The organism is Halobaculum sp. XH14, assembly GCF_032116555.1.
GTDB lineage: Archaea > Halobacteriota > Halobacteria > Halobacteriales > Haloferacaceae > Halorarum > Halorarum halobium.
Genome location: NZ_CP134951.1, coordinates 171,589 through 196,099, shown reverse-complemented (window position 1 = coordinate 196,099; position 24,511 = coordinate 171,589). Strand labels below are relative to the sequence as shown.

Annotated in this window: 25 protein-coding genes and 1 pseudogene; 11 read left to right on the top strand and 15 right to left on the bottom strand. The window is 71.3% G+C overall.

What is annotated here, in order from left to right:
* Positions 1-436: 436 nt before the first annotated feature.
* The 3 genes from RJT50_RS18635 to RJT50_RS18625 are packed head-to-tail and all read right to left on the bottom strand — an operon-like array spanning position 437 to position 3,360.
* On the bottom strand, positions 437-1,504 hold the full coding sequence (locus RJT50_RS18635) for an ABC transporter ATP-binding protein (protein ID WP_313696243.1): 1,068 nt from the start codon (positions 1,502-1,504) through the stop codon (positions 437-439).
* Positions 1,501-2,307, bottom strand: coding sequence for a molybdate ABC transporter permease subunit (locus tag RJT50_RS18630; protein ID WP_313696242.1), 807 nt, complete (start codon positions 2,305-2,307; stop codon positions 1,501-1,503). Before RJT50_RS18630 ends, RJT50_RS18635 begins: the two co-directional genes overlap by 4 nt.
* Before the next feature lie 6 nt (positions 2,308-2,313).
* Positions 2,314-3,360 carry an extracellular solute-binding protein gene (locus tag RJT50_RS18625; RefSeq protein ID WP_313696241.1) on the bottom strand — a complete coding sequence of 349 codons (1,047 nt, stop codon included), beginning with the start codon at positions 3,358-3,360 and terminating at the stop codon, positions 2,314-2,316.
* 65 nt (positions 3,361-3,425) lie between these two features.
* Here RJT50_RS18625 and RJT50_RS18620 point away from each other — a divergent pair, with 65 nt between their 5' ends.
* Both RJT50_RS18620 and RJT50_RS18615 read left to right on the top strand, forming a co-directional pair.
* On the top strand, positions 3,426-4,127 hold the full coding sequence (locus RJT50_RS18620) for a TOBE domain-containing protein (RefSeq protein WP_313696240.1): 702 nt from the start codon (positions 3,426-3,428) through the stop codon (positions 4,125-4,127).
* 88 nt (positions 4,128-4,215) lie between these two features.
* Positions 4,216-5,055, top strand: a complete 840-nt coding sequence (locus RJT50_RS18615; protein WP_313696239.1) for an ABC transporter permease subunit — start codon at positions 4,216-4,218, stop codon at positions 5,053-5,055.
* Between the two features lie 141 nt (positions 5,056-5,196).
* Here RJT50_RS18615 and RJT50_RS18610 read toward each other — a convergent pair whose 3' ends face one another.
* From RJT50_RS18610 to RJT50_RS18585, 6 genes are all read right to left on the bottom strand, one after another.
* Entirely contained in the window at positions 5,197-6,261 is a 1,065-nt protein-coding gene (locus RJT50_RS18610) for a 3-oxoacyl-ACP synthase (RefSeq protein WP_313696238.1), read from the bottom strand.
* Positions 6,258-7,448 carry a branched-chain amino acid ABC transporter permease gene (locus tag RJT50_RS18605; protein ID WP_313696328.1) on the bottom strand — a complete coding sequence of 397 codons (1,191 nt, stop codon included), beginning with the start codon at positions 7,446-7,448 and terminating at the stop codon, positions 6,258-6,260. Before RJT50_RS18605 ends, RJT50_RS18610 begins: the two co-directional genes overlap by 4 nt.
* 247 nt (positions 7,449-7,695) lie before the next feature.
* Positions 7,696-8,676: a branched-chain amino acid ABC transporter permease gene (locus RJT50_RS18600; RefSeq protein WP_313696327.1), complete on the bottom strand. Its 981-nt coding sequence runs from the start codon at positions 8,674-8,676 to the stop codon at positions 7,696-7,698.
* Between the two features lie 92 nt (positions 8,677-8,768).
* Positions 8,769-9,461 (bottom strand): ABC transporter ATP-binding protein, encoded by a 693-nt coding sequence (locus tag RJT50_RS18595; RefSeq protein WP_425499744.1) that lies wholly within the window; start codon positions 9,459-9,461, stop codon positions 8,769-8,771.
* Between the two features lie 38 nt (positions 9,462-9,499).
* Complete coding sequence (locus RJT50_RS18590; protein WP_313696236.1) at positions 9,500-10,366, bottom strand: ABC transporter ATP-binding protein; 867 nt, start codon at positions 10,364-10,366, stop codon at positions 9,500-9,502.
* On the bottom strand, positions 10,367-11,791 hold the full coding sequence (locus RJT50_RS18585) for an ABC transporter substrate-binding protein (protein WP_313696235.1): 1,425 nt from the start codon (positions 11,789-11,791) through the stop codon (positions 10,367-10,369).
* A 191-nt stretch (positions 11,792-11,982) separates the two neighbouring features.
* Here RJT50_RS18585 and RJT50_RS18580 point away from each other — a divergent pair, with 191 nt between their 5' ends.
* Positions 11,983-12,417 carry a hypothetical protein gene (locus RJT50_RS18580; RefSeq protein ID WP_313696234.1) on the top strand — a complete coding sequence of 145 codons (435 nt, stop codon included), beginning with the start codon at positions 11,983-11,985 and terminating at the stop codon, positions 12,415-12,417.
* A 46-nt stretch (positions 12,418-12,463) separates the two neighbouring features.
* Here the strand turns inward: RJT50_RS18580 and RJT50_RS18575 are convergent, their stop codons facing one another.
* Positions 12,464-13,165, bottom strand: a complete 702-nt coding sequence (locus tag RJT50_RS18575) for a helix-turn-helix domain-containing protein (protein WP_313696233.1) — start codon at positions 13,163-13,165, stop codon at positions 12,464-12,466.
* 231 nt (positions 13,166-13,396) lie between these two features.
* On the opposite strand from RJT50_RS18575, the gene RJT50_RS18570 reads away from it, so the two are divergent.
* From RJT50_RS18570 to RJT50_RS18555, 4 genes are all read left to right on the top strand, one after another.
* A complete protein-coding gene (locus tag RJT50_RS18570) occupies positions 13,397-14,080 on the top strand; it encodes a helix-turn-helix domain-containing protein (RefSeq protein WP_313696232.1) in 684 nt (227 codons plus the stop codon).
* 45 nt (positions 14,081-14,125) lie between these two features.
* A complete protein-coding gene (locus RJT50_RS18565) occupies positions 14,126-14,473 on the top strand; it encodes a DUF7344 domain-containing protein (RefSeq protein WP_313696231.1) in 348 nt (115 codons plus the stop codon).
* A gap of 144 nt (positions 14,474-14,617) precedes the next feature.
* Entirely contained in the window at positions 14,618-14,782 is a 165-nt protein-coding gene (locus RJT50_RS18560; RefSeq protein WP_313696230.1) for a hypothetical protein, read from the top strand.
* Positions 14,779-15,000, top strand: a complete 222-nt coding sequence (locus RJT50_RS18555; protein ID WP_313696229.1) for a hypothetical protein — start codon at positions 14,779-14,781, stop codon at positions 14,998-15,000. Before RJT50_RS18560 ends, RJT50_RS18555 begins: the two co-directional genes overlap by 4 nt.
* A 130-nt stretch (positions 15,001-15,130) precedes the next feature.
* Here the strand turns inward: RJT50_RS18555 and RJT50_RS18550 are convergent, their stop codons facing one another.
* Both RJT50_RS18550 and RJT50_RS18545 read right to left on the bottom strand, forming a co-directional pair.
* Positions 15,131-16,822, bottom strand: a complete 1,692-nt coding sequence (locus RJT50_RS18550) for an AMP-binding protein (RefSeq protein ID WP_313696228.1) — start codon at positions 16,820-16,822, stop codon at positions 15,131-15,133.
* Entirely contained in the window at positions 16,815-17,624 is an 810-nt protein-coding gene (locus RJT50_RS18545) for an alpha/beta fold hydrolase (protein WP_313696227.1), read from the bottom strand. Before RJT50_RS18545 ends, RJT50_RS18550 begins: the two co-directional genes overlap by 8 nt.
* 87 nt (positions 17,625-17,711) lie before the next feature.
* Here RJT50_RS18545 and RJT50_RS18540 point away from each other — a divergent pair, with 87 nt between their 5' ends.
* Together RJT50_RS18540 and RJT50_RS18535 are read left to right on the top strand one after the other, a co-directional pair.
* On the top strand, positions 17,712-18,110 hold the full coding sequence (locus RJT50_RS18540; protein ID WP_313696226.1) for a MaoC family dehydratase: 399 nt from the start codon (positions 17,712-17,714) through the stop codon (positions 18,108-18,110).
* A 683-nt stretch (positions 18,111-18,793) separates the two neighbouring features.
* Positions 18,794-19,702 carry a DMT family transporter gene (locus tag RJT50_RS18535; protein WP_313696225.1) on the top strand — a complete coding sequence of 303 codons (909 nt, stop codon included), beginning with the start codon at positions 18,794-18,796 and terminating at the stop codon, positions 19,700-19,702.
* A gap of 113 nt (positions 19,703-19,815) precedes the next feature.
* Here RJT50_RS18535 and RJT50_RS18530 read toward each other — a convergent pair whose 3' ends face one another.
* Positions 19,816-20,586 (bottom strand): ABC transporter permease, encoded by a 771-nt coding sequence (locus RJT50_RS18530; protein ID WP_313696224.1) that lies wholly within the window; start codon positions 20,584-20,586, stop codon positions 19,816-19,818.
* A complete protein-coding gene (locus RJT50_RS18525) occupies positions 20,583-21,677 on the bottom strand; it encodes an ATP-binding cassette domain-containing protein (protein ID WP_313696223.1) in 1,095 nt (364 codons plus the stop codon). Before RJT50_RS18525 ends, RJT50_RS18530 begins: the two co-directional genes overlap by 4 nt.
* Positions 21,678-22,119: 442 nt before the next feature.
* Here RJT50_RS18525 and RJT50_RS18520 point away from each other — a divergent pair, with 442 nt between their 5' ends.
* Together RJT50_RS18520 and RJT50_RS18515 are read left to right on the top strand one after the other, a co-directional pair.
* Entirely contained in the window at positions 22,120-23,040 is a 921-nt protein-coding gene (locus RJT50_RS18520; protein WP_425499743.1) for an FAD-dependent oxidoreductase, read from the top strand.
* Positions 23,041-23,064: 24 nt separating this feature from the next.
* A pseudogene (locus RJT50_RS18515) lies at positions 23,065-23,280 on the top strand (ABC transporter substrate-binding protein); the annotation flags it as partial.
* Between the two features lie 13 nt (positions 23,281-23,293).
* On the opposite strand, the gene RJT50_RS18510 reads toward RJT50_RS18515, so the two are convergent.
* Positions 23,294-24,394 (bottom strand): hypothetical protein, encoded by a 1,101-nt coding sequence (locus RJT50_RS18510; RefSeq protein WP_313696221.1) that lies wholly within the window; start codon positions 24,392-24,394, stop codon positions 23,294-23,296.
* Positions 24,395-24,511: the final 117 nt, after the last annotated feature.

The following is a 24,511-nucleotide window of genomic DNA, read 5'->3' as shown; positions in this document are numbered from 1 at the left end:
GTTGTCCAGTTCGTACAGTTTGGATGGGTTTCCTCGTTCGCTGGTCTCTGCCCTCTCACCCCGTTCTGACGGCTCGCGCAGTTCGGCTCTCCGGGACTCTTCGGACCGCTTTCCCGTCCGCACCCGACAACCCGGACGAACTGTCCCACGCGCTCGAACTTCCCGAACCGGGTCGGCCGTCCGACCCGGCACAGTACGATCGGCTGGATCGTCCGTCCGACGCACCCCCGGTACTCACGGGCGGGCCGCGGTGGCCACGGCGCGTCGCCCATCGTGGCGTGAACGGTCCGACCCCGTCGCGTCCCGTTGCGGCCGAAATCGGGGTTCGTACACCATCACACGCTATATACATGTTCGAACGCTGGCGGGTCCGGCTGCCACTCCGGGTGCGTCGCTCTCCACCGGAGCGGCATCGGCCGCGGACCGGCTGAATAGCCTATCGAGGACTCCCCTGCTCAGGAATCAGATGGATCGACTCCCGGGGAATCAGCACCCGGAGTTCGGCGCCGGCGTCGATCCCCAGTCGCTCGAACGTCGGCGGGCGAACGCTCGCGGTGATCGTAAACGACCCCGCGTCGACGTCGACCCGGTACTCGTTCCCCTCGTTCACCCAGCGGTCGACGGTCCCGGCGACGGCGCTCGCCGCCTCGGCTTCGCCGGCTCCGTCGGGGGCCCGGAGCTCGACCCGCGCCGGGTGGATACAGACCGTGACTGGCGCGTCGGGAGCGATACTGGAGTCCGACGCGCCGGTCCGGAACGGAACGTCGCCGACCCGGACCGACGCGCCGTCCCCGGTCCGCTCGGTCACCCTGCCCTCGAGGACGTTCTCGGTGCCGGTAAAGCGCGCGACGAACCGGCTGGCGGGCCGGTCGAGCACCCGCGAGGGCGACCCGATCTGTTCGATGCTGCCGTCCCGAACGATGGCGATCCGGTCGCCCAGCGCCGTCGCGGTCCGCTGGTCGTGCGTGACGTAGAGGATCGGGACGTCGAGCGACTCGAACAGGCCGTGGAGTTCGTCGCGGAGGCGCTTCCGGATCGGGGCGTCGAGGCTCGACAGCGGTTCGTCGAGCAGCAGCGCGTCCGGGTCCGCGGCCAGCGTTCGTGCGAGCGCGACCCGCTGGCGCTCGCCGCCAGAGAGCGTCGCGGGCGGCCGGTCGAGGACCCCGTCCAGTTCGAGCACCGCCGCGAGTTCGTCGACGCGGTCGGCGGAGACGGCCGCGTACTCGACGTTCTCCCGGGCGGTCATGTGCGGGAACAGCGCCCCCTCCTGGAACACCATCCCGACGCGTCGGTCCTCGGGCGACCGGCCGACCAGCTCCCGCCCGTCGAGCCGGATCGACCCCGAATCGGGATCGGCGATCCCCGCGACCGCCGAGAGGAGCGTCGTCTTGCCGCTGCCCGAGGGCCCCAGCACCGCCAGAACCTCGGTCTCGACGGTCAGGTCGACGGGGCCGAACGAGAACCCGCCGTACGTCTTCGACAGTCGGGACAGTTCGAGCGTCATGCCCAGGGGTTCGACGCGACGGTGTTGAAGAGCAGGAGCGCCCCGACGGCGATCACGACCAGCAGTATCGCCACCGGGTAGGCGCGCTCGAGCCCGAGCGCCTGGAACGACACCCAGATCTCGACCGGCATCGTCCGCGGGTAGTACGCCACCATCATCGTCGCGCCGAACTCGCCCATCGCCCGCGCGAACGCGAGCGTCATCCCGGCGAGGATCCCCGGTCCGGCGAGCGGCAGCGTCACGTGGCGGGCGGTCCGCCAGCGGCTCTTGCCCAGCGAGCGCGAGGCGTGTTCGAGCGTCCGGTCGACGCTCTCGAAGGCCGCCTTGGCCGTCACGACGACGAACGGCGACGCGACGAACGTCTGGGCGAGCACCACGCCCGCGAGCGACCGGGTGAGCGGGAGGCCCGCGGCGGCGGCCGCCCCGCCGATGGGCGTGTCGGGGCCGAACACGGTGAGCAACACGACCCCGCCGACGGTCGGCGGGAGCACCAGCGGGAGCACGGCGGCGGCGAGGACGGCGGTCGTCCAGCGCGTCTCGGCGCGCGCGAGCCAGTACGCGAGCGGGAGGCCAAGGACCGTGGCGAGCGCCGTGGTGATGGAGGCCGACAGCAGCGACGTCGTCGCCGCCGATCGGACGGTCGGGTCGGACAGCCCGCCGAGCACCTCGGCCGGCGACGCCGACAGGAACAGCGACGCCATCGGCGCGAGGTAGTAGACGAGCAACAGCCCGCCCAGCGCGAGCGCCATCGACAGCCAGTCGAGCGAGCGGAGCCACCCCCGGTGCGTCGTTCGTGTTGCCATGGTTGGTCAGATCAGGACCGTGATTTCCGAGACGGCGTCGCCGGGCGCGCGTTCGGTCGGCGGGCGGTTCGATCGGCTGCCGTTCGATCCGTCCGTCGCCCGCCGCACCTCGTCGGGGACCGCGCCCTCGTAGCGCGGGAACCGGTCGCTGCCCACGAACCCGGACTCCGCGAGGTACGAGCCCGTCGTGTGGACGGCGAACACCGAGCGCGCGGCGTCGCTCATCCGGCGGATCGTCGACGCGTACTCGATGGGCCCGCCGCGGACGACCTGTCCGCTCGGCAGTTCGTAGGAGACCGTCGAGTACCAGCCGTCGTCGTACCCCGGGTCGCCCAGGTCGATCTCGTCCGGGAGGGCGACGTACTCGTAGTCGCGCTCGACGGCCATGTTCCGGTAGGCGAACGCGGCGTCGATCGAGCCGGTCTCGAACCGGCTGAGCAGCCCCGTCTCGGGGTAGATCTGCTCCCGGCGCGGGATTCGCTCCCGCAGGTCCGGCGCGTCGTCGTAGTACCGCGAGGCGAGTTCGAGCGCGAACAGCGTGCGATAGCCCAGCGGGTCCTGGTCGGGGTCGGTCCGGCCGAGCCGCACCTCGCGCTCGACCAGCGGCTCGTACCACCGCTCGGGGCTCGCGCCGGCGACCCGGCGTCCGCCCGCCGTGTCGGGGTTGTACGCGAGGACGACGGCGTTGCTCGTGAACACCGAGTACCACGGCGGCGACAGCGGCCGCTCGAACAGCGCCGTGTCGGCGACGGTGACGATGTCGGGGTCGCGCTGCCCCTCGTCGATCAGCCGGGCGACGGTCGCCGAGCCGTGCGACTCGATCCGGACCGGGACGTCGACCGCGGGTTCGAGCCCGCGTTCGAGCGCGTGCTGGAGGCTGCCAGCCGAGAGGACGGCGACGGTCGGCGACTCCTCGCCGGCGTCGTCTCCGGTCGCCCCCGCGGGCGACCAGCCGCGCAGACAGCCCGCAAGCCCGGCCGCGCCCGCCACGCCGGTCGCTCGCAGGAACCGCCGGCGCGAACGGCCGCCCCCTTCCGGTCGTTGTTTCCGCACGGACACAACCGTCGTTGTTTCGGACTCGGCATAACCGTTTTGCCCGTCGGGGGAGACGGGACCGCATGGACCTCGAGGTCGACGTGGACACGCAACTGGACGGGGCGGGGGTGCAGTTCGGCGAGCGCGACGCGGAGCTGCTCCGGGCGGTCCACGAGCACGGGTCGCTCAACGGCGCGGCGACCGCGCTGGGACGGTCCTACTCCCGCTCGCAGCGCCGCGTCGTCGAACTGGAGGACGCGTTCGGACGGCTGGTCGACCGCCAGCGCGGTGGGTCCGGCGGCGGCGGGAGTTCACTGACCGACGCGGCCGACCGGCTCCTCGCGGAGTTCGACCGGGTGGCCGCCGAGTTCACCGACCTGACCGAACTCGAGGAGACGGTGCTCGACGGCACGGTCGTCGAGACGGACGGGGAACTCGGGACGGTCGAGACGGACGCGGGGCCCGTCCGGGCGATCGTCCCCGCCTCCGCCCGGGACGTTCGGCTGGCGGTCCGGGCCGACGCCATCACGCTCCACGCGCCCGGAAGCGTCCCGGGGACGGAGACGAGCGCCCGGAACCGGTTCAACGGCGAGGTCCGCGAGGTCACCGAGGGCGACGCGCTCGCGCTGGTCGTCGTCGACGTCGGCGCCGACGCCGACCTGACCGTCCTCGTGACCCGGACGAGCGTCGACACCCTCGCGCTCGCCCCGGACTCGCCGGTCGTCGCCTCGTTCAAGGCGACCGCGACGCGGGCGTTCCCGGCGGGCTCGTACGGCCAGGACTGAGCCGAGCGGATCGGGCCGTGCCGCTCGCCACCGGGTGGGCGCGGATCGACTCCACAAGGTTCAACAGCGGTTCGAGGAACCGTCGATCATGGGTCTGTCCGCCGTCGGCAGGAAGGACTTCCACGACTCGATCCGCTCGTTCTCCCTGGTGGGGCTCACCCTCCTGTTCGCGCTGTTCGCGACCGGGCTCGCCGCGATCCAGTTCGTCCCGCCCGTGTACCGGGACGCCGCGCTCGGGACGGACACGCTGGCGCTGCTGAACAGCATGCGACAGCCGACGGTGTTCCTGGTCCCGCTGATCGGGCTCGTCCTGGCGTACGACGCCGTCGCCGGCGAGCGGGAGAGCGGCAGCCTTCGACTCCTGCTCGGGCTTCCCAACTCCAGGGCCGACGTCGTGTTCGGCAAGTTCGTCGGCCGAACCGGCGTGATCGCCGTGTCGATACTGGTCGGGTACGCCGTGGCGGGGGCGGTCGCGCTCCTCACCTACGACACGTTCGACGTCTCGGTGTTCGCCCGCCTCACGCTGATTACGGTGCTCTACGGCGCGGTATACGTCGCGCTCGCGACCGGCTTCTCGGCGGGAATGGCCTCCCGGATGCGGGCGTTCGTCGGCGCCGGCGCGCTGTACTCGCTGTTCCTGCTGGGCTGGGACGTCCTCCTGTATCTCCTCCAGCTCGCGGTCTACGGGCAGGAGATCCCGGAGGCCGGGTTGCCGGACTGGTTCCTCTTGCTCGGGCTGCTCAACCCCTCGACGGCGTTCATGCACGCCGCCAGGGCCGTCATCCCGGAGTACGCCGAGCTCTCCGTTTACCCGTCCGGGGGCGCGTTCTACCTCCAGGACTGGATGGGCTTCGTGGTCCTCGGGCTCTGGACCGCGGTTCCGCTCGCGTTCGGCTACCTGCGCTTTGAGGGGCTGGACGTCCACTGAACCGACCGTCCGAGCGTCCGGCGATCGCCGTTCGTGGCCGGAACTAGGCCGCGCCCGCCGGCCGAACACACACCGGTTTTCGAGTGCTTTTCGGGGGACCGGCCCCCGCTAGCGGCGGGTCGGGCGGCGACGACGGGCCGCCTACCCGCGCCACTCCAGCACCGTCGCGGCCCAGGTGTAGCCCGTGCCGGCCGCGAGAAACAGCACCACGTCGCCCGGTTCGACGTGCCCCGAGTCCAGCCCTTCCCGGAGCGCGAGCCCCTGGTCGGCGCTCTGGACGTGGCCGTAGCCGTCGAGGTAGTGGTGGCCGTCCTCGCCGACGCCCAGTTCCGAGACGAGGTGCTCGTGGAACGAGCGCTTCATGTGGGTGAGCGCGACGAAGTCGACGTCCGAACGGTCGTACCCCGACTTCTCCAGGCTCCCGTCGGCGACGCGGAGGAACGCCGGGGCGCTCACCTCGGCGAGCCGCTCCTTCATGTCCTCCGGGTCGGGGACCGAGAGGGCGTGGAGCCCCTCGGCGACGGTGTCGGCCGAGGCCGGCCGCTTCGACCCGCCGGCCGGCATCACCACGTCCATCGAGAAGCTCCCGTCGGTGTGGGCGGCCGACTCCCGGACGACGGCGCGGGTGCGGTCGTCCGGGGGGTCGGCCTCGAGGACGGTCGCGGCCGCGCCGGCGCCGAAGTTGAACATGAAGCTCGCGTCCTCGTCGCCGTAGTCGACCAGGTCCTCCTCGCGGCTTGCCGTGACGAGCAGCGCCGTGTCGACGTCGCCGGTCCGGAGCTGTGCGGCCGTGTGGCGGATGGCGACGGGCGCGCCGCCACAGAGCGCGTACGACTCGTGGGCGTAGGCGTCCTCGGCCACGATGCGGTCACAGACGTTCGCCGCGGCCGACCAGACGACGTGGTCCTTGTACTCGCTGCCGTGATAGAGCACGAGGTCGAGGTCGGCGGCGTCGAGGCCGGCGTCGGACAGCGCCTCCTCGGCGGCAGCGACGCTCATGTCCGTGACGTGGTCCCCGTCGGGCGCGGCGACGTGCTTCTCGCGGACGCCCATCTTCTCCACGACGACGTCCCGCGGGATGTCGCTCGCCGCGGCGATCTCCCCGCCGGAGACCGTTTCGTCCGGAACGTACGTCCCGAGCCCGGTGAGTCCGACCTCGCGGAGGTGGGTGGCGTCCGGTCGGGCTCCCGTGGCCTCCTCGCTCACTGGAACCACCGTCGCACGTGTGCGGGCGCGGCCTTCGCCACCCGGCCGCCGAGCCGGTCGCGGAGCGTCCCGAGCAGCCCGTTGGGCACGTAGAGGACGAACAGGACGAACAGCAGGCCGACGTACAGCGCGGCGTGGCCGTTGAGGAACGTGTCGATCGCCTCGCCGAACGTCAGCCCGTTGTAGATCTCGGTCGCCAACGTGTCCTCGCCGAGGTTCGCGCGGAGGTACGGGAGCAGGCCGCCCCCGCCGCCCTCCTTCGAGAGGAACTCGCGGACGCCCTCGTCGAGCAGGTGGCCGTACAGCGGCCCGACGAGCGTGCCGAACCCGCCGATGATCGACGCCAGCAGCGCGTCGCCCGCGACGAGGAAGTAGAACCCGTTCTCGGGCGTCACCGACCGGCGGAAGCCGGCGAACAGCGCGCCGGCGACGCCGGCGAAGAAGCCCGAGATCACGAACGCGCCCAGCTTGTACGCGTAGGTGTTGTAGCCGACCGCGCGGGCCCGTTCCTCGTTCTCGCGGATGGCGAGCATCACCGTGCCGAACGGCGAGTGGATGAGCCGCTGCATGAGGAGATAACAGACCAGCACCACCGTGCCGACGGCGTAGAAGGACACCTCGGTCGGGCTCAGGCTGATGAACCCGAGCAGGCCCTCGACGGAGTCGCCGGTCAACTGGCCGATGGCGACGGTGAGCGAGTCGACGTACGGGACGCCGATCTCGAAGCCGCCGACCGGGCCGGTGACCGCGATGCCCTCCTGGGGTGCGGTGCCGACGAAGTCCCAGCCGCGGACGAACACGTACAGCACCTGCGAGAAGCCGAGGGTGATCATGGCGAAGTACACCCCAGACAGCCGGAACGAGACGCTGCCGATGGCCAGCGCCACGACGGCCGCGGCGACGCCCGCGAGCACCAGCAGCAGCATGAACGGCGTCTCCGGCCCGAGCAGGGTGCCCAGGACGGGAACCGTCACCGCGAGCTTCTCATTGGCCACGAGCACGACGACGTACGCGCCGGTGCCGTAGAACGCCGCGTGGCCGAACGAGAGGTAGCCGGTGTAGCCGCTGATGAAGTCGAACGACATGGCGAACAGCGCGAAGAACAGCACGACGACCAGCGTCTCCACGCGGGGCAACAGCGCGACGAACTCGGCAGACAGCGGCGAGTTCACCAGCAGGCTGTACACGCCTGGGTAGGCCGCGAACGCCAGCACCACCGCGAGGTGGACCAGGTGGTCGCGCGCGTAGCGACGGTACCAGGGGTCGGTGGCGGTCGCCCGCCCTGTCCCGGTTTCGGCCGCGGCGGAGTCGTTCGCGTCCGCCACGTCGACGCCCGCGTTGCCGTCGGCGGGTTCGCCGCCGTCGGTCCGGTCGGACCCGGCGGGGGCGTCGCCGGCCGAATCGCCCGCCCCGACGTCGCGACGGTCGGGGTCGCTAATGGCCTCCCACCTCCGAGACGCCGTACAGGCCCTGCGGTTTCACGACGAGCATGACGACGAGGATGAGGAAGATGGTCATCTCGGGGAGGCCCGTGAACGCGATGTAGTTCTGGAACCACCAGGTCATCGTCGCGTCGACGAGGCCGACGAGCAGCGCCGCGACGACCGTGCCGCGGAACGTCCCCAGCCCGCCGATGATGACGACGACGAACGCCGGCAGCAGCGTCTCCGCGGCCAGCGGCACCGACGCGCCCCACGCGGAGTCCCACGCGAGCAGCACGCCCGCGGCGCCCGCGAGCCCCGTGCCGAGCGCGAACACGACGGTGAACACCCGGCGTACGTCGACGCCGAGCGCGCTCAGCATCTCGCTGTCCTCGCTGCCGGCGCGAACGAACAGGCCGTAGCGCGTCCGCGTGAGGAACAGGTGGACGCCGACGACGGTGAGCAGGCCGAAGAGGAGCTGGAACAGCTCCAGCCCGCCGATCAGGCCGCCGTACGTCTCCGAGAGGAACGCCGGCTTCGTGCCGAGCACGTCCTGCCAGACGGTCGTGGGCTGGAGCCCGTAGAACAGCACGAGGATGCGCGCGATCTCGTCGAGCATCAGCGTCACGCCGAACGTGAGCAGGATCTGGTACAGCGGCGGCCGGTCGTAAATGGGCCTGATGAGCCCGACCTCCAGCGCGCCGCCGAGCGCGGCGAGCGCGCCGAAGGCGACGACGACCGCGACGCCGAACATGAGGAGCCGGAACGCCGCGCCGCTCGACCCCCCGACGGTGGCGACGAGCGCGAGGCTGCCCAGGTACGCGCCGATCATCGTCAGCGAGCCGTGCGCGAAGTTGAGCACGCCCATCAGCCCGAACACGAGCGTCAGGCCGGCCGCGATCATGACGTACAGGCCGGCCTCCGCGAGCCCCCGGAGGAACACCTCCGCGAGCGTCCTCGGCGAGAGGAACTCGACGATGGCGTCGACGACCAGCGGCGCGACCGTCACCGAGTCGACCGCCGACAGCGTCACGGCGAGGGAGCTTCCAGCCGAGACGACGGCGGCGAGGGAGGAAGCCGCGGGGCTCATGCCGAGAGGTACCTCCTGAGCCGGTCGGAGTCGGCGTCGACCGCCGCCGTGTCGCCCTCGTCGACGACCGTGCCGTGATCGAGCACGTAGAAGCGGTCGGCGACGTCGAGCGCGAGCGGGAGGTTCTGTTCGACCAGCAGCATCGTCGTGTCGCTGGCGGCGTCGGCGAGCGCGTCGGCGACGGCCTCGACGATCTGCGGGGCCAGTCCCTCGCTCGGCTCGTCGACGAGCAGCAGGTCGTTCCCGCCGACGAGCCCCCGGGCGATGGCGAGCATCTGCTGTTGCCCGCCCGAGAGGTCGCCCGCCTTCGCCTCGCGGCGCTCCGCGAGGTCGGGGAACGTCTTGAAGGCGAGTTCCAGCCCCTCGTCGGTCGCGTCGCCGTCGGGCACCGCGACGCGGACGTTCTCCTCGACGGTGAGCTGGGCGAACATCCGGCGGTCCTCCGGGATCCAGCCGACGCCGCGGTCGGCGACCTCGTGGGTGCCGCGCCCGACGAGTTCCTCGCCGCGCAGGCGCACCGAGCCCTCGCGCGGCGGGGTGAGCTGGAGCACCGAGCGGAGCGTCGTCGTCTTGCCGACGCCGTTCCGGCCCATCAGCGCGACGACCTCGCCCTCGCGGACCTCCAGGTCGACGCCCTCGAGCACGTGGCTCTCGCCGTAGTACGTCCGGACGCCTTCGAGTTCGAGCAGCGGTGTGCCGCCCCGAGTCGGAGCGTCGGCGTCCGAACTCACGCGGCCTCACCTCCCGTCGCGGCCCCCGATTCGTCGGCCTCACCGTCGGCGTCGCTGCCGGCGGTGCCGGGCTCGTAGCCGCCCAGATACGCCTCCTGGACCGCCGGGTCCTCGCGGACCGCCGCCGGCTCGTCGTCAGCGATGACCGCGCCCTGGTTGAGCACGACCACGCGGTCGGAGACCTCCATCACGATGTCCATGTTGTGCTCGACCAGCAGCACGGCGTGGTCGGCCGCGACGTCCTCGATGAGGTCGACGACGCGGTCGACGCTCTCGGAGGAGACCCCGGCGTTCGGCTCGTCGAGCAGCAGGACGTCCGGGTCGCCCGCGAGCGCGATGCCGACCTCCAGTTGCCGTTTCGCGCCGTGGGAGAGCGCGCTCGCCGGCTCCTCGGCGCGGTCGGCGAGGCCGACGCGGTCGAGGACGGCGTACGCCTCGTCGAGATACCTGTCCAGCTGGCCGGCGTTGCGCCAGAAGTTCGCGGCGTCGGGGCCGGCCGCCTGCGCGGCGACGCGGACGTTCTCTAGCACGGTGCTCGCGGGGAAGACGTTCGTGATCTGGTAGGACCGGTGGACGCCCATGGAGGCCACCTCGTGGGGGGACGCGCCGGTGACGTCGCGCCAGCCGTCCGCGTCGACGCCGGCGTCGTCGGATTCAGCGTTCCCGCCGGCCCGGCCGGTCCGGAGCTCGACGGTTCCCTCCGAGGGGTCGAGCGCCCCCGTGAGGAGGTTGAAGAAGGTGGTCTTGCCGGCCCCGTTGGGACCGATGAGCGAACAGAGTTCGTCCTCCCCGAGCGCCAGGCCCACGTCGTCGACGGCCGTGAGACCGCCGAACCGTCTGGTGAGCCCTCGGGTCCGCAGCATCTACAGCGAGCAGTTCATCCCGTCCGCGTCGGCCGGGATGGTCGTCTGGTCGGCGGGGATGCGCGCGGTCGGCTCGCCGGGCTGGACGGCCGACCCCCACGACTCGCTCCACTCGTCGGCGGTCGGGACGAGGTTGGCGACGGTCATCTCCGAGCGGGCCTGCCCGTTGTACTCCTGGAACGTGTAGGCGTCCGTCCCCTTCGGCGTCTCGGCGATCGTCATGCCGGTGAGCTCCGCGGCGATGTCGGCCCCCTCGGTGGAGCCGCCCGCCTCGACGGCCTGCACGATGGCCGAGGCGGCCGCGAACGTGCCCGAACTGAACAGGTCCGGCACTTTGCCGTACGCGTTCGTGTACCCCTCGACGAACGTCGTGTTGATCTCGTTGTCGTACTGGTTCCAGTGGTAGCGCGTCGTGAACGGCCCCATGCCGAGCCCGTCGAGCTTCTCCTGGGTGAGCGGCTCGCCGAGCGAGTTCTGGAGCAGACCGCCGATGACCGCGTTGGTGATCTCGGTGGCGATGCCGCCGAACGCGCGGAACTCGTAGTCGCCGTTGAGGAACGTCGTGAACAGGTTGGGGAGCGTGGCGACCGTGAACCCGGTGACGATGCCCTCGGCGCCCGCCTCGGCGGCGTTGTCGAGCAGGCCCTCCCACTCGCTGTACCCCTGCGGGACGAAGCGCTTGCCGACGATCTCGACGCCCTCCTCGGTGAGCACGTCCTCGTAGTTGTTCACGACCGCGCGGCCGAACGAGTAGTCCGCGCCGAACAGGTACACCGTCGAGACGTCCGACTCCTGGGCGACGTACTTCCCGCCCGAGCGGGCGTCCATCGCCGTGTTCTCGGAGGCGCGGAAGATCATGTCGCCACAGCTCGACTGCTCGGCGGTCGCGGCCGCGGAGGCCGCCGGGCCCATCATGTACGGGACGTCGGCCTGCTGGGCGACCTGCTCGCTCACCCGCGTCGCCGCCCCCGAGGAGGCACAGCCGAACAGCATGTCGACCTCCTCGTCGGTGACGAGGTTCGTCGCGAGCGACTGGGCCTGGTCGGCCGAGAAGCCGCTGTCGCGGACGAGCAGTTCGTAGTCGACGTCGCCGACGGTGACCGTCTGGCTCCCGGACTCGGCGGCGACCTGCGGCTCCGTACCCGCCTTGTAGGCGAGCCCCGACGAGAAGCCCCACACCGACTGCTGGCCGTAGTACTGGAGATCCCCCGAAATCGGCTGGAGAACCCCGATCTTCACCGACCCGGACGCGCCGCCTGAATCTCCCATTGTTGTCCCGTTCTGCGTCGTCCCCGTGTCGTTCCCGCCACTGGCGTCGGTCGGCGTGTCGGTCCCGTCCCCGCCCCCGGAACAGCCCGCGAGGCCGGTGACGCCCGCCGCGCCGATCGCCGCGATGGCCCGGCGCCGTGTGATACGCTGGCTCATACGGAGTGTTCTATAAAAGGATACCCCAAATACTGCCGGGTTAACATGTGAACACGGCCGGATTCGGCCCTCCGGCGGCGAGTCCGCCCGGCGTCGGAGATCGCGGTCCCCGTCACGGGAGATCGATGTCGGCCCCCCGACCCGTCGCCCGCGCCTTTTTATCCGAGCGGCGAACTCTCTCCGGTGAACGCATGACAGCGAACAGATGGTGGGTCCGGCTCGCCGCCCGCTGGCTGGCGAGGGTGGACGGCGTGTCGGGGATGATTCGGCTGGCGATGCTCGGGCTGACAGGGATCTCGACGGCCACGCTGACGCTTCGGCAGTACGGGCACGGCGAGTACGCCTGGCCGCTCATCGGCGTCATTGGCGCCGGGACGCTGGCGTTCACCTACCTCTACACCGAGGGCGGCGTCTGGAACCAAATGGCACGCGACCGGCAGGACCTCTCGACGAACTTCGCCGGGCCGTCGATGCGGATGAGCAACGAGCTGCTCGCGCGCGGAATCCTGGCCGCCGAGGAGGGCCGGGAGCTGTCGGAGGCCGAACGGGACGCGATCAAGCGGGAGCTCGACCACGCGTTCGAGGAGTACCGGGACGGCATCGAACTGGCGGAGGAGCCGCGGTGACGACGCGGCGGGGCCGGGGGAGCCGTGAGACCAGGGGGACGACCGGCTACTCCAGTTCGCCCATCGCCTCGACGACGCGTTCGAGCATCTTCCGCTGGCCTCGCCGGAGATTCTTCGACACCGCGGGCTTCGAGACGTCGAACCGCTCCGCGAGCGTCCCCAGCGTCGCCGAGCGCGGGCTCTCGAAGTAGCCCTCGGAGGCCGCCGTCTCCAGCGTCTCGCGCTCGACCGGCGAGAGGTCCTGACAGCCCTCGATGAGCGTCATCGCCGCCCCCACGTTCTGGACGAACCCCTGGAGTTCGGGCATGTCGGGCTCGCGCCGCTCGACGATCTCGTACTCGTTGTCGCGGTCGAGCCGCGAGAGCGTCCCGTCGGCCTCGCCGCGGTCGTCGAAGCCGACGTGCCACATCTCGCTCCCGTCGGCGATGTAGAACGGGCCGGTGATGTAGCCGCCGCCCTCGCGGATCGTCTCCATCGCCGCCGTCTGGTCGATGATCGTGCGAATGTGGGCGACGCCGTCGGCCTTCGAGAGCAGCGAGTAGTCGCCCAGCGTCTCGTGGTCCCGGAGTTCGGTGAGCCCCGACGCGAGCTCGTGCCGGTCCTCGCCCTCGACGACCATCCGGGTCTCGAGCGACTCGGTCGCCGTGTCGAATTCCCAGTGGACCGCGGAGAACGCCACCCCGTGCTCCTCCGTGGCGTCGATGAACGGGCAGTCGTACTGCTCCACGTCCATTGTGACATCTAACACGGTCGTTCACTCGGGTTGGCGCGAACCTCTCGTTGGGCCGGTAATACGGTTTACGGTTCCGTCCACGGCGAACAGTCTGTAACTATTGCCGGTAGTTCCGCCGGGTCGTGTGCCATCGTCGGCACGCGTGGCCCGCGAAGCCGCCGAATCGCGTCGCCTGAGGTCCGAGGCTCGTCGCCGAGGCGGCCGGCCCGCCCGGCAGTTTTTGTCGGTCGACGCCGAACTGGAGCCGTGACTCTCTTCGGCGAGTTCCTCGTCCCCTCGGACGCGTTCGCGCTCAACCGGACCCTGCAGTCGGTCCCCGACGCCGTCATCGACATCGAGCGCGTCGTCGCGAGCCGCGAACTGCTCACCCCGTACTTCTGGGTCTCGGTCACGGAGTTCGACGCGTTCGAGGCGGCGGTCGCGGAGGACCCGTCGGTCCAGCGCCTCCGGAAGCTCGACGAGTTCGACGAGTCCGCGCTCTACCGGGCCGAGTGGACCGAGAACACGGAGGCGATCGCGTACGCCTACACGAACGTCGGCGCGACCATCCTCGAGGCGAAAGGCGAGAACGACCAGTGGGAGCTCCGCATCCGCTTCGACAGCCACGAACGGCTCACCGACTTCCGCGAGTACTGCCAGGCGAACGAGATCTCGTTCGAACTCCGCCGGCTCTACGACATCTCGAACCCGCAGAGCGGCGTCAAGTACGGGCTGACCCAGAAGCAGCACGACGCGCTCGTCACCGCCTGGGAGGCGGGCTACTTCGAGACGCCCCGCGAGGCGACGCTGACGGAGGTGGCGGACGAGCTGGGCATCTCGGCCCAGTCGCTGTCGGGGCGGCTGCGACGGGCCAACCAGACCTGGATCGCCAACGCGCTCACGATCGCCCCGCCCTCGGAGGACACGCCGGTCTCCGGGATAAACGACTGAAATTTCAGGGCGAGGGTTCCTCCGGCCGGGCCGGCTCGATACGGTATGGTCGAAGGGCCACGTCAGGTCGACGACCTGCACCGGCTGCTCGACACCGCCCAGCGGCGGCACCTCCTCGAAGTGCTCGACGAAGTCGACCGGGCCCTCCCGGTCTCGACGCTGGTCGAACACGTGGCCAAGCGGCTCCACGAGACCCCGATTCGGGAGCTCTCGACCGAACAACTCCACTCGGTCAGGATCCGGATCCACCACAACCACCTCCCCAAACTGGCCGACGCGGCGGTCGTGGAACACGACCCGGCGGACGACAGCGTCCGGACCGGTCCCGTGTTCGACCGCGCGGTCTCCGTCCTGAGGACGGTTCGAGGGGTGACCGAGGCCGAGACCGCGTGACTCGCTCCCGCCCGCCCGCTCGAACGGGGTGACTGCCGGTTCGAGCCACGACTCGACGACTCCGCACGGATTCGGCCTTCCGTTCAGCGGCTGCGCCGAGAGATTTTTCCCCGCCCTTAACCGATAGCGCGCGGAACGCGTGATGTGGACCGTTCCGGCCAGACCCCCCAGGCGGACGGCACGCCGCCGTCCGCGACGACCGTCCGCGAGCCCGCAGGCCCGACGGACCCGAACCGGACGGACCGTGCGTCGTTACCGGAGGCCATCGACCCGCTCGAAGACGCCCGCAACGACGCCGCGTCCGAATGAAGTACTGTCTCGACTGCGAGTGGTCGAGCCGCGATTCGGCCGACCGGACGGGAACCGACTCCTCCGAGCGCGCCATCGACCACGCCAGGGAGACCGGACACTCGATCAGCTCCGACGACTCGCCGTCGCTCCCGCCCATCCGCGCCGAGATCGGCCCGGGACTGATGTTCGCGTTCCGTGCGCTGACCGGGATCGAGGAGTCACGTCGGGACCCGTAGGCCGTCCCTCCCGGGACGTCTCGGTCGCCCCGTGCGTCTCGACTGCCCGCGGCGTCTCTCCCGTCCGCGGCCAATCACCGCTCGACGGCGTCGACGGCGCGGGCGTGAGCCCGTGGCGTCGCCGACCAGTCTAGCCGTCGCCGAAGCGTTCCCGCACCGCCACGCGATCGATCTTCGACGGGCCGGACGTGGGGAGTCCCCCGACGAACGCCAGGTCGCGGGGGTGTTTGAACCGCGCCAGCCGGCCGTCACAGAACTCGCGGAGCGCCGCGAGCGTCAGCGACTCGTCGCCCTCGACGACCGCGAGGCCGACCGTCCCCCACTCCTCGTTGGGGACGCCGACGACGACCACGTCGTCGACGGCCGGGTGGTCGGCGAGGACGTCCTCAACCTCGGGCGGGTAGACGTTCTCGCCGCCGCTGACGAACATGTTCTTCTCCCGGCCCTCGATGTGGTAGTAGCCGTCGGCGTCGACGCGGGCGAGGTCGCCCGTCGACACCCACCCGGCCGCGTCGCCCCCGGCGTCGGCCGACCCGTCATCGCCATCCGTGGCGCCGTCGCTCCGGGCGCCGAACGTCGCCCCGCTCTCGGCCGGGTTCCGCCAGTAGCCGTCGGCCGCGTGCGGGCCGGAGAGTTCGAGTTCGCCGACCTCGCCGTCCGGGAGCGGGTCGCCGTCGCCGTCGACGACGCGGGCGTCGACGTGCATCGCGGGCACGCCGACCGCGTCCGTCTTCTCGCGGTCCCAGCCGTCGGGCATGGAGAAGTTGTTCGGGCCGCACTCGGTCAGCCCGTACCCCTGCGAGAGGTCGACGCCGCGCTCGCGCCAGGCGTCGATGACCGACCCCCGGCAGGGGCCGCCGCCGGACTTGGCCACCCGGAGCGACGAGAGGTCCGTGTCGGGCCAGTCGCCGTGGTCGGCCATCATCCGCAGCACCGCCGGGACGGCGACGAGGACGCTCGCGTCGCGTTCGTCCACGATGCCGAGCACCTCGCCGGCGTCGAAGTCGCGGGCGATGACGACGGTGCCCCCGAGGTGGAACAGCGGGACGGTGATCACGTTCCAGCCGCCGGTGTGGAACATCGGGAACGTCATCGGCGTGGCGTCCTCGGGCCGGAGCCCCCACGCGGTGATGGTGTTGAACGAGTTCCACAGCACCGCGCGGTGGGGGATGATCGTCTCCTTCGGGACGCCGGTCGAGCCGCCGGTGTGGAGGAACAGGTGCGGGTCGTCCATCGCCACGTCGGGGCGCTCGACCGGGGAGCCGTCGGCCGGGAGCGCGTCGGCCCAGCCGTCCACGTCGTCGGCCGCCTCGCCCGCGAGGTCGGCCGCGGCCCCCGCGACCGATTCCGCGTCGTCGCCGACGACCAGCCCGTCGGGGAGCGTGCCGGCGTCACCGGCCGCGAGCTCGGCCGCCGGTTCGCCGCCGGAGTCGCCCGCTCCGTCGCCCACGAGGTCGGCGAACTCGTCCTCCACGACGAGCAGCGCGGCGTCGACGGCGTCGAGCAGTTCGGCGAGTTCGGGCGGCGCGAGCCGGTGGGAGAGCGGCGCGAGCACCGCGCCGAGCTTCCCGGTCGCGAAGAACAGGTCGACGAGTTCGGGCCGGTTGCGCGAGACGACCGCGACCCGGTCGCCCCTGTCGACGCTGCGTTCGCGGAGCAGGCGGGCGGTCCGGTTCGCGCGCTCGTCCAGTTCGGCGTAGGTGAACTCCGCGCCGCTCGTCGCGTCCACGAGCCCCACTTTCTCGGGCGAGAGGCGGGCGCGGCGGGCGCTCCAGTCGCCCACCCACTCGTTCGCCGGCGGGGCCGGCGCGAACTCACGCATCGGCGAGGAACGTCGAGAGCATGTCGTTCACGCGCGCCGCGTCCTCGATGAAGAACAGGTGCGGGCCGTCCTCGACGTACTCGACGGTCGCGTGGGGGAGCCGCTCGGCGAGCAATTCCGTGTTCTCGACCGGAACCACCTCGTCCGCGGTGCCGTGTGCGAGCAGGACCGGGACGTCCACCTCGCCGAGTTCGTCGCTCGCGTCGAAGGCGGCCACGGCGGCGACCTGCGCCTCGCGGGCAGCCTCGGACGCGTCCGAGGCCAGCCGCCAGTCGACGACGTCCGAGACCAGCGCGTCGTTGGACTCGACGAACTCGTCGGTCATCGCGGGGGCCATTCGGTAGCGGATGGTCTCGCGCTCGTCGGCGTCCTCGGGCACCGACAGCATCCGTGCCATCGTGGACTCGGGCGTCGGGTGGGCGTCGGGACCGCCCGGCGAGGTGCAGAGCAGGGCGAGCGAGGCGGCCCGGTCGTACTCGAGCGCGTAGCGCTGGGCGACCATCCCGCCCATGCTCGCGCCGACGACGTGCGCCTCGTCGACGCCGGCGTCGGCGAGGACGGCCTCCAGGTCGGCCGCCATCTCGGGGATGGAGTAGGGTCCCTCTGGCTCGTCGGACTCCCCGGTGCCGCGGTTGTCCCAGAGGAGGAGGTGGTAGTCGTCCGCGAGCGCCTCGGCCTGCCAGTTCCACATCCACCGGCCGTAGCCCAGCCCCTCACAGAGGACGACGGTCCCCGCGTCGGCGGCCTCGCGCCCCCGCTCCTCGTAGACGAGCGCCACGCCGTCGTTGTCCGCTCTCGGCATGGCCGGGTGGTCACGACGCTCCGCCTTCAAGGGCGCACTTCACATGTTAACCCGGTCGTTTTTCGCCGCCGGGGCGGAGGAGGGAGTATGCCCATCGCAGCAGTCGGCGACGCGGCGAGCGCCGAGCGCGCGGTCACCGCCGCCGACATCGACGCCTACGCCGACCTCACGGGCGACCACAACCCCATTCATCTGGACGAGGCGTACGCCGGGGAGACGACGTTCGGCGGCCGTATCGCCCACGGGATGTTTTCGGCCGGGGTGGTGAGCGCCGCGCTGGCGACGCTCCCGGGCGACATCATCTACCTCTCGCAGGACCTCTCGTTCGAGAACCCGGTCCGGCCGGGGGCGACGGTCCGGGCCGAGGTGGAGGTGGTCGAACACGTCGGCGGCGACCGGGTTCGCGTGGAGACGGTCGCGTTCGTCGACGACGAGCGGGTCGTGTCCGGGGAGGCCGTGGTGCTCTCGGTTCCGCACGGGGAGTGATTCTGGGTCGACATTCCGTTACTTGTTGGAATGTATCGCGTGGGATGTTTCGTGGCGACCGCGAGAGTTGGTTCGGTCATTGTGACGCACGCCTCGAAAGCCCCCGGCGCTCTCGGGTCGGGGGCCTCGCTGCGCTCCTCGCGCTCGCTCCGCTCGCGCTGTGGTGCTTGCGTCGTCCGCCGTCCCCGAGAGCGCCGGCCCCTTTCAGTCCCACCCACCACGACCGCACCGCACAGCCACACGCCTCCCCAGCCGATTCGCTCGTCGCTCCGCTCCTCGCTCACCCCTCGCGCGCGTCTGCTCGCCCCTGCGGGGCTCGCCGACACGCGCGCCGACCGCACTCGGCTGGACGGGCTACGTGGCGCGCGGCCGCTCGTGCGAGGGACGAGCACCGCAGCCGAAGGCGAGGAGCGCAGGAGGCTGGGGAGGGCGAGGTGCGGTGGGTGGGACTGAAAGGGTCGGCTGGCTACGCGAACCCCGGCGCCTCAAGCACCACAGCGCGACCGGAGGGAGCGCGAGGAGCACAGAGCGTGCCGCGGGAGCGTAGCCAGTCGGGGGCTTTCGAGCCGGTCGTCACGACACCCGGGACTCCACCGAACGCGATGCACCCATAGCAGCCAAATCACCGGAATCGAACCGCTCATGTCCGGACCGGAACAACCCGAACCTCACGCACACATCCGATGGTAGACGTAACGACGCTCGTCGCCGTGCTCGTCTCGCTCGTGGCGGCGCTCGGCATCGCCGCCCAGAACCTCTTCGTCCGGAAGGGGACCGACGAGGGCCGGGCGACCGACGCGGTCGTCGTCGTCATCGCGGTGAACGTGCTCGTCCTCCTGCCCTCGGTCGCGGTCCTCTACTACCCCGACTACGGACTCACCCCCGTCTCGTGGCTCTCCTTCGCCGCGGCGGGGATGGTCGGCACGATGCTCGGCCGCATCCTGAGCTACACCAGCATCGAGCGGATCGGCGCGAGCAGGACCGCACCCATCGTCGCCGCCTGGGCGCTCGTCTCGACGGTCGCCGGCGTCGTGTTCCTCGACGAGGCGCTGTCCGCGATCCACGCGGTCGGCATCGCGCTCGTCGTCGTCGGCATCGTCGTCATCGCGTGGGAGACGAACCACGAGAACCCGGACGACCTCTCGCGGCGGGAGCTCTCGCTCGGGCTCCTGATCCCCGTCGCCGCGGCGGTCGCGTACGGCATGGAACCCGTCTTCGCCAAGTTCGGGTTCGCCGCCGGGACGCCGGCCCCGGTCGGCCTGGTCGTCAAGACCGTCGCCGCCATCCTCGGACTGGTTCTCTATCTCAGGTTCCGCGGAGGGCTCCCGGCCCGATCGACGTTCCGCTCGGCCGACATGCGCTGGTTCGTGCTCGCGGGGCTCTCGAACACGCTGTTTCTGGTCGGCTACTACGTCGCCCTGGAGATCGCACCCGTGAGCGTCGTCACGCCGGTCATCATCACGAACACGCTGTTCGTCGTCGTGCTCTCGTCGCTGTTCATGCCGAGCAGGCTGGAGCGCGTGACCTGGAAACTCGGCGTCGCCGCGACCGGCGTGGTCGTCGGAATCGGGGTCATCACCGCGTTCGGCTGAGGGGAGAGTTCGGCAACTGCGGTACACCCTCGCCGACCGTGTCGCGCTCGCTCACTCCGCATTTACCCACCCACCCACCCACCTCGCAACCGAGACTGTCGCGTCCGGCCCCGCTACACAGCCTCGACGCGCTCGAACAGCGCGGCCCCGAGCGCCACCATGACGGTCGCGGAGGCGGCGAGCGCGGCGAAATCCAGCGCCAGCGGGTACGTCGACGTGCCGATGAGGACGCCCCGCAGCGCGTCGACGCCGTAGGTCAGCGGGTTCGCCAGCGCGAGGTACTGCACCGGCGTCGGCAGCCCCGAGAGCGGGAACAGCGCCCCCGAGAGGAGAAAGAGCGGGAAGATGACGAACTGGATGATGAGCCCGAACCCCTGGCTGTCCTTGAACCCGGACGCGAGCGCGATGCCGAAGCCGACGAACGTCGTCGCCAGCAGCACCAGCACGACCCCCGCGAGCGGGAGCGAGAGCGGGCTCTGCACCCGGAAGCCGAGCGGGATGGACAGCAGGATGATGAGGCTCCCCTGGACGAACGCGGTCGTCGACCCGCCGGCGATCCAGCCGAGCACGATGGAGGTGCGGCTCACCGGCGCGACGAGGATCTCCTTGAGGAAGCCGACGTCCCGGTCGGCGAGGATCGACAGCCCGGCGAACGAGGCCCCGAACAGCATGGCGAACCCGGCGATGCCCGGCACGAGGTACTGGAGGTAGTCGACCCCCTCCGGCATCCCGGGGATGCGCGCGCCGCTCAGTCCCGAGCCGAGGAAGACGAGGAACAGCAGCGGCGTCAGCAGCGAGCCGACGACCCGCGAGGGCGACCGCACGAACCGCTTCACGTCCCGGAGCCAGAGCGCGTAGATCGCGCCCGGTTCGACGAGACTCATTCGTCTCCCTCCGCGGCGGTCGCGGCCGTCGCCCCGTCGCGGCCGACCCGGCCGTCCCGCCCGTCAAAACTGTCCGAACGCTCCAAACTCCCGGAATCATCCGACTCGGACGCCTCTGAGGACGCGTCCGGTTCGGCGGATTCGGCCATCGTGGTGCCGGTGAGCGAGAGGAACACCGTCTCCAGCGTCGGCGAGTGGAGGCCGACGGCGGTGACGGTCGCGCCGACGTCGGCGGCGACGCCCACGAGCGCGGGAATCTTCGTCTCGCCGCGCTCGACGGTCACGGCGAGCCCGTCGGCCGTCTCCTCGACGCTCGCCACCCAGGGACGGTCGCGCAACGCGGCCGTGAGACGGTCGGCGTCGTCGCCGTCGGCCAGTTCGACCGAGATCACGTCGCCGCCGAGGTCGTCCTTCAGCGCCTGCGGCGCGTCGAGCGCGACGATGCGGCCCGAATCGACGACGGCGACCCGGTCACAGAGCTGGTCGGCCTCGTCCATGTAGTGGGTCGTCAGCACCACCGTCACGCCGGCCTCGTCGTTCAACCGGCGGATGTACGCCCAGGTGTCGCGTCTGGTTCCGGCGTCGAGTCCGAGCGTCGGCTCGTCGAGGAACAGCACGGCGGGCCGGTGGACGAGTCCCCGCGCGATCTCCAGGCGGCGCTTCATGCCGTCGGAGAACTGCTTGACGAGCGTGTCCCGCTCGTCCACGAGGTCCACGAGCGCGAGCACCTCGCCGATGCGTTCGGCGCGCTCGGCCCGGTCGAGCCCGTACAGCCGGGCGTGGAAGGCGAGGTTCTCCTCGGCGGTCAGTTCCTCGTCGAGCGCCGGCTCCTGGAACACGATGCCGATGCTGTCGCGGACGCCGGCCGTGTCGGTCCGCACGTCGTGGCCGGCGACCGAGGCGGTCCCGCCGGTGGGCGCCAGGAGCGTACACAGCATGTTGATGAGCGTCGACTTGCCCGCCCCGTTGGGGCCGAGGAGGCCGAACAGCTCGCCCTCCTCGACGGCGAACGAGAGGCCGTCGACGGCCGTCGTCGCGTCGAACTCCCTGCGAAGCGACTCGACGCGGATGGCCTCGGACGTGGAAGACACGGGCTAACTGAACGGTCAGTCAGTGATAAGTTCCCCGGTAGGACGGGTGCGCGCCGCGGCACGAACCCGGGAACTCTCGTCGACCGGTCGCACGGAAATCGCGCCCGTGTCGCCACGGGCGCTCCCCTCCCGCTGGGGCCGCGTGGGCGAGTCCGACAGTCAACCGGGCTTACCCAACGGTCCGTGAGAGAGTGTCACACTTAAACCGAATAGATGAGACAGTCCGACGTGTCCGACCGACCCGGCCGGCCGACACGAAAACCGTTATTAGCCTTTAGGCGAGCCTAATCCACATGACGAACCGAACGAGCCGGCGGTGCCGGACGTCCTCCGGGATCGCGGGGCCGGGAGCGTGGTCGGCGTGAGCGACGCGGACGGGGCCGAGTCGACCGGAGAGAACGGGGCAGAGACGTCCGCGGGGAGCACGGGCGAGCAGACCGACGTGGACGGGTCCGAGGCGTCCGCGGACGTGGTCGTCGTCGGCGGCGGGCCGACGGGCTGTTCGGCGGCGGTGTTCGCCGCGCGCTACGGGCTGGAGACGCTCGTGTTCGACCGCGGGAACTCCTCGCTGGCCCGCTGTGCGTACCTGGAGAACTACCTCGGCTTCCCCGCCGGCATCGACGTCGGGACGTTCACCGACCTGGCCCAGGCCCAGGTCGCCGAGTCGGGCGGCGAGGTCGTCCCGGACCTCGTCGAGCGGGTCGAGCGCGCGGACGAGGGCGGCTTCCTCGTCGAGACCCAGGAGGGCCGGACGGTCCGGGCCGAGGCGGTCGTGGCGACGACGAAGTACGACGCCGACTACCTGCGCCCGCTCGACGACGAGGCGGCGATGTTCGAGACGCACGAGCACGGCGGCGAGGAGCACGAGCACTTCGACGGCGAGTACCCGGACGACGACGGACGGACGCCGATCGAGGGGCTCTACGTCGCCGGGCCGATGGCGGGCGCGGCCGACCAGGCCATCGTCGCCGCCGGCCACGGGGCCAGCGTGGCGCGCGAACTGCTCCGCGACCGCCGGCGCGAGCAGGGCTACTGGGACCCGGTCGACGGCTACTGGGACTGGCTCCGCCGCCGGAGCGAGATCGACGACGAGGGGAGCGTCCGCGAGCACTGGCGCGAGTGGGCCGCCGAGCAGGCCCCAGACGGCGTGGACATCTCCGAGGAGCCGTACGACCGGATCTGCGAGCGGGAGATCGACCGCCGCCTCGACGCCTACCTCGACCAGGAGACGATCGAGGGGCGGGCCGAGGACGGCAAGCGCCGGCTCGCCGAGCACCTGCCGGACGACCTGCTGCTCGAGGTCGTCGCCGACGACAGGATCCGGACGTACGCCGACTCGCTCCCGGCGGACGCGGCGGAGTAACGAAAGGGCCTCGTTTCTTTCGGCGCGGTCCAGGGGGACCGCGTGTACGCCGTCGGCATGCGGTACCGGGGGCCGATCATGAACCGCTTCCGGATCGAGACGGGCGCGAAACAGCTCCACCCGGACCGGTTCGGCGAGCGGCCGGGGTACGAGGACGGCGAGCACTATCCGGAGATCCCCGAGGAGGAGTGGCTGTTCGACCGGACCGAGGTCGCGGCGGTCGTCAACGGCGACGTCTGAACCGCCGCCCGACCTACCGGAGCATCGGGTCGTGCTCCGGGTTGTAGTCGGGGTCGATGCCGGCGAGGTCGCTCGCCACCGTGTCCCGATCCAGGTCCGGCGTGGTGTTGAGCGCGAACGTGTCCGGCCGCGTCGCGGTCTCCGCGCGGAGCAGCGCGCCGAACGAGCCGCCGGAGAACGGCCCGAGCGCCTCGCCGCATCTCGAATCGAGGTCGGCGAGCATGTGTGCCTGCGCGGTCTCGCGCTCCTCGGCCAGCGTCGCGTTCGAGTCCCCGAGTCGCTCGTCGCCTCCGTGTCGAACCGCCCAGAGGTGTCGCGCGTAGCGGTATCGCCGCGTCGCCGTCGTCCGCAGGGTCCCGGTCAGCTTCTCCTCGAGGGACGCGTCCGCGGTCGCTCCCTCCGCTGGGGAGCTTCCCGCCCCTGCCCCGCCGTCGGCCGCGTGCTCGCCGAGCGAGCCGACGTTGACGTAGACCGCTTCCCGGGCGAGCGCGTCGAGCACGTCGGGGTCGAGCAGGTCGACGCAGACCAGGCCGTCGCCGTGGGCGACCCGGAGGGTCGCCACGCCGTCCGGGCCGGTCTCCCGGTCGTCCGCGGGCGTCTCCCGGAGCCTGGTCCCGGCCTGGAGCGCGAACAGGTGCCACCACTCGAGCAGGCCGCCCTCGGCGGCAGCCCCGGTCAGCGGCGGGCCGAACGTGTCGGCGTCGAACGTGCGGGCCGGGGTCGCGTCCGGCCGCGGGCGGCCGTCCGCACGGTCGGCGGCGCCGTACTCCCGGACGCGGATCCCCTCCGCGAGGGCCGGGAGCACGTCGACCGCGAGGGGGACGCCGACGAACGTCTCGACGGCCCGGTCGGTCACGGCGACGAGCAGGAACGTGTCGAACGCGTCGAGCCGCGAGCCGAACTCCGGGAGGGTCGCCTCGCCGATCGGCGTCCCCGTGTCGAGCCAGTGGGGGGCGTCGACAGTCTCGGTGAACCGCTGGCTCGTGAGATACCGCTCCAGCCGTTCGACCAGCCGGTCGGTGGCCTCGACGTCCGCGAGCCGGTACCCCTTGAACACGCGCGTCGCCGTCCGTCGACTGTTCTGCTGGAACAGGACCGCTGCCGCAGTGCCCATCTATCTACCCCGGCATGACGCCCGGGGGGTCATAAGGTGCGGGTCCCCGTTCTCAGCGCGTGCGAACCGGCGGCGTCGCTGAAGCACGGATTTCAGCTTTCACACGATTTACGTGTC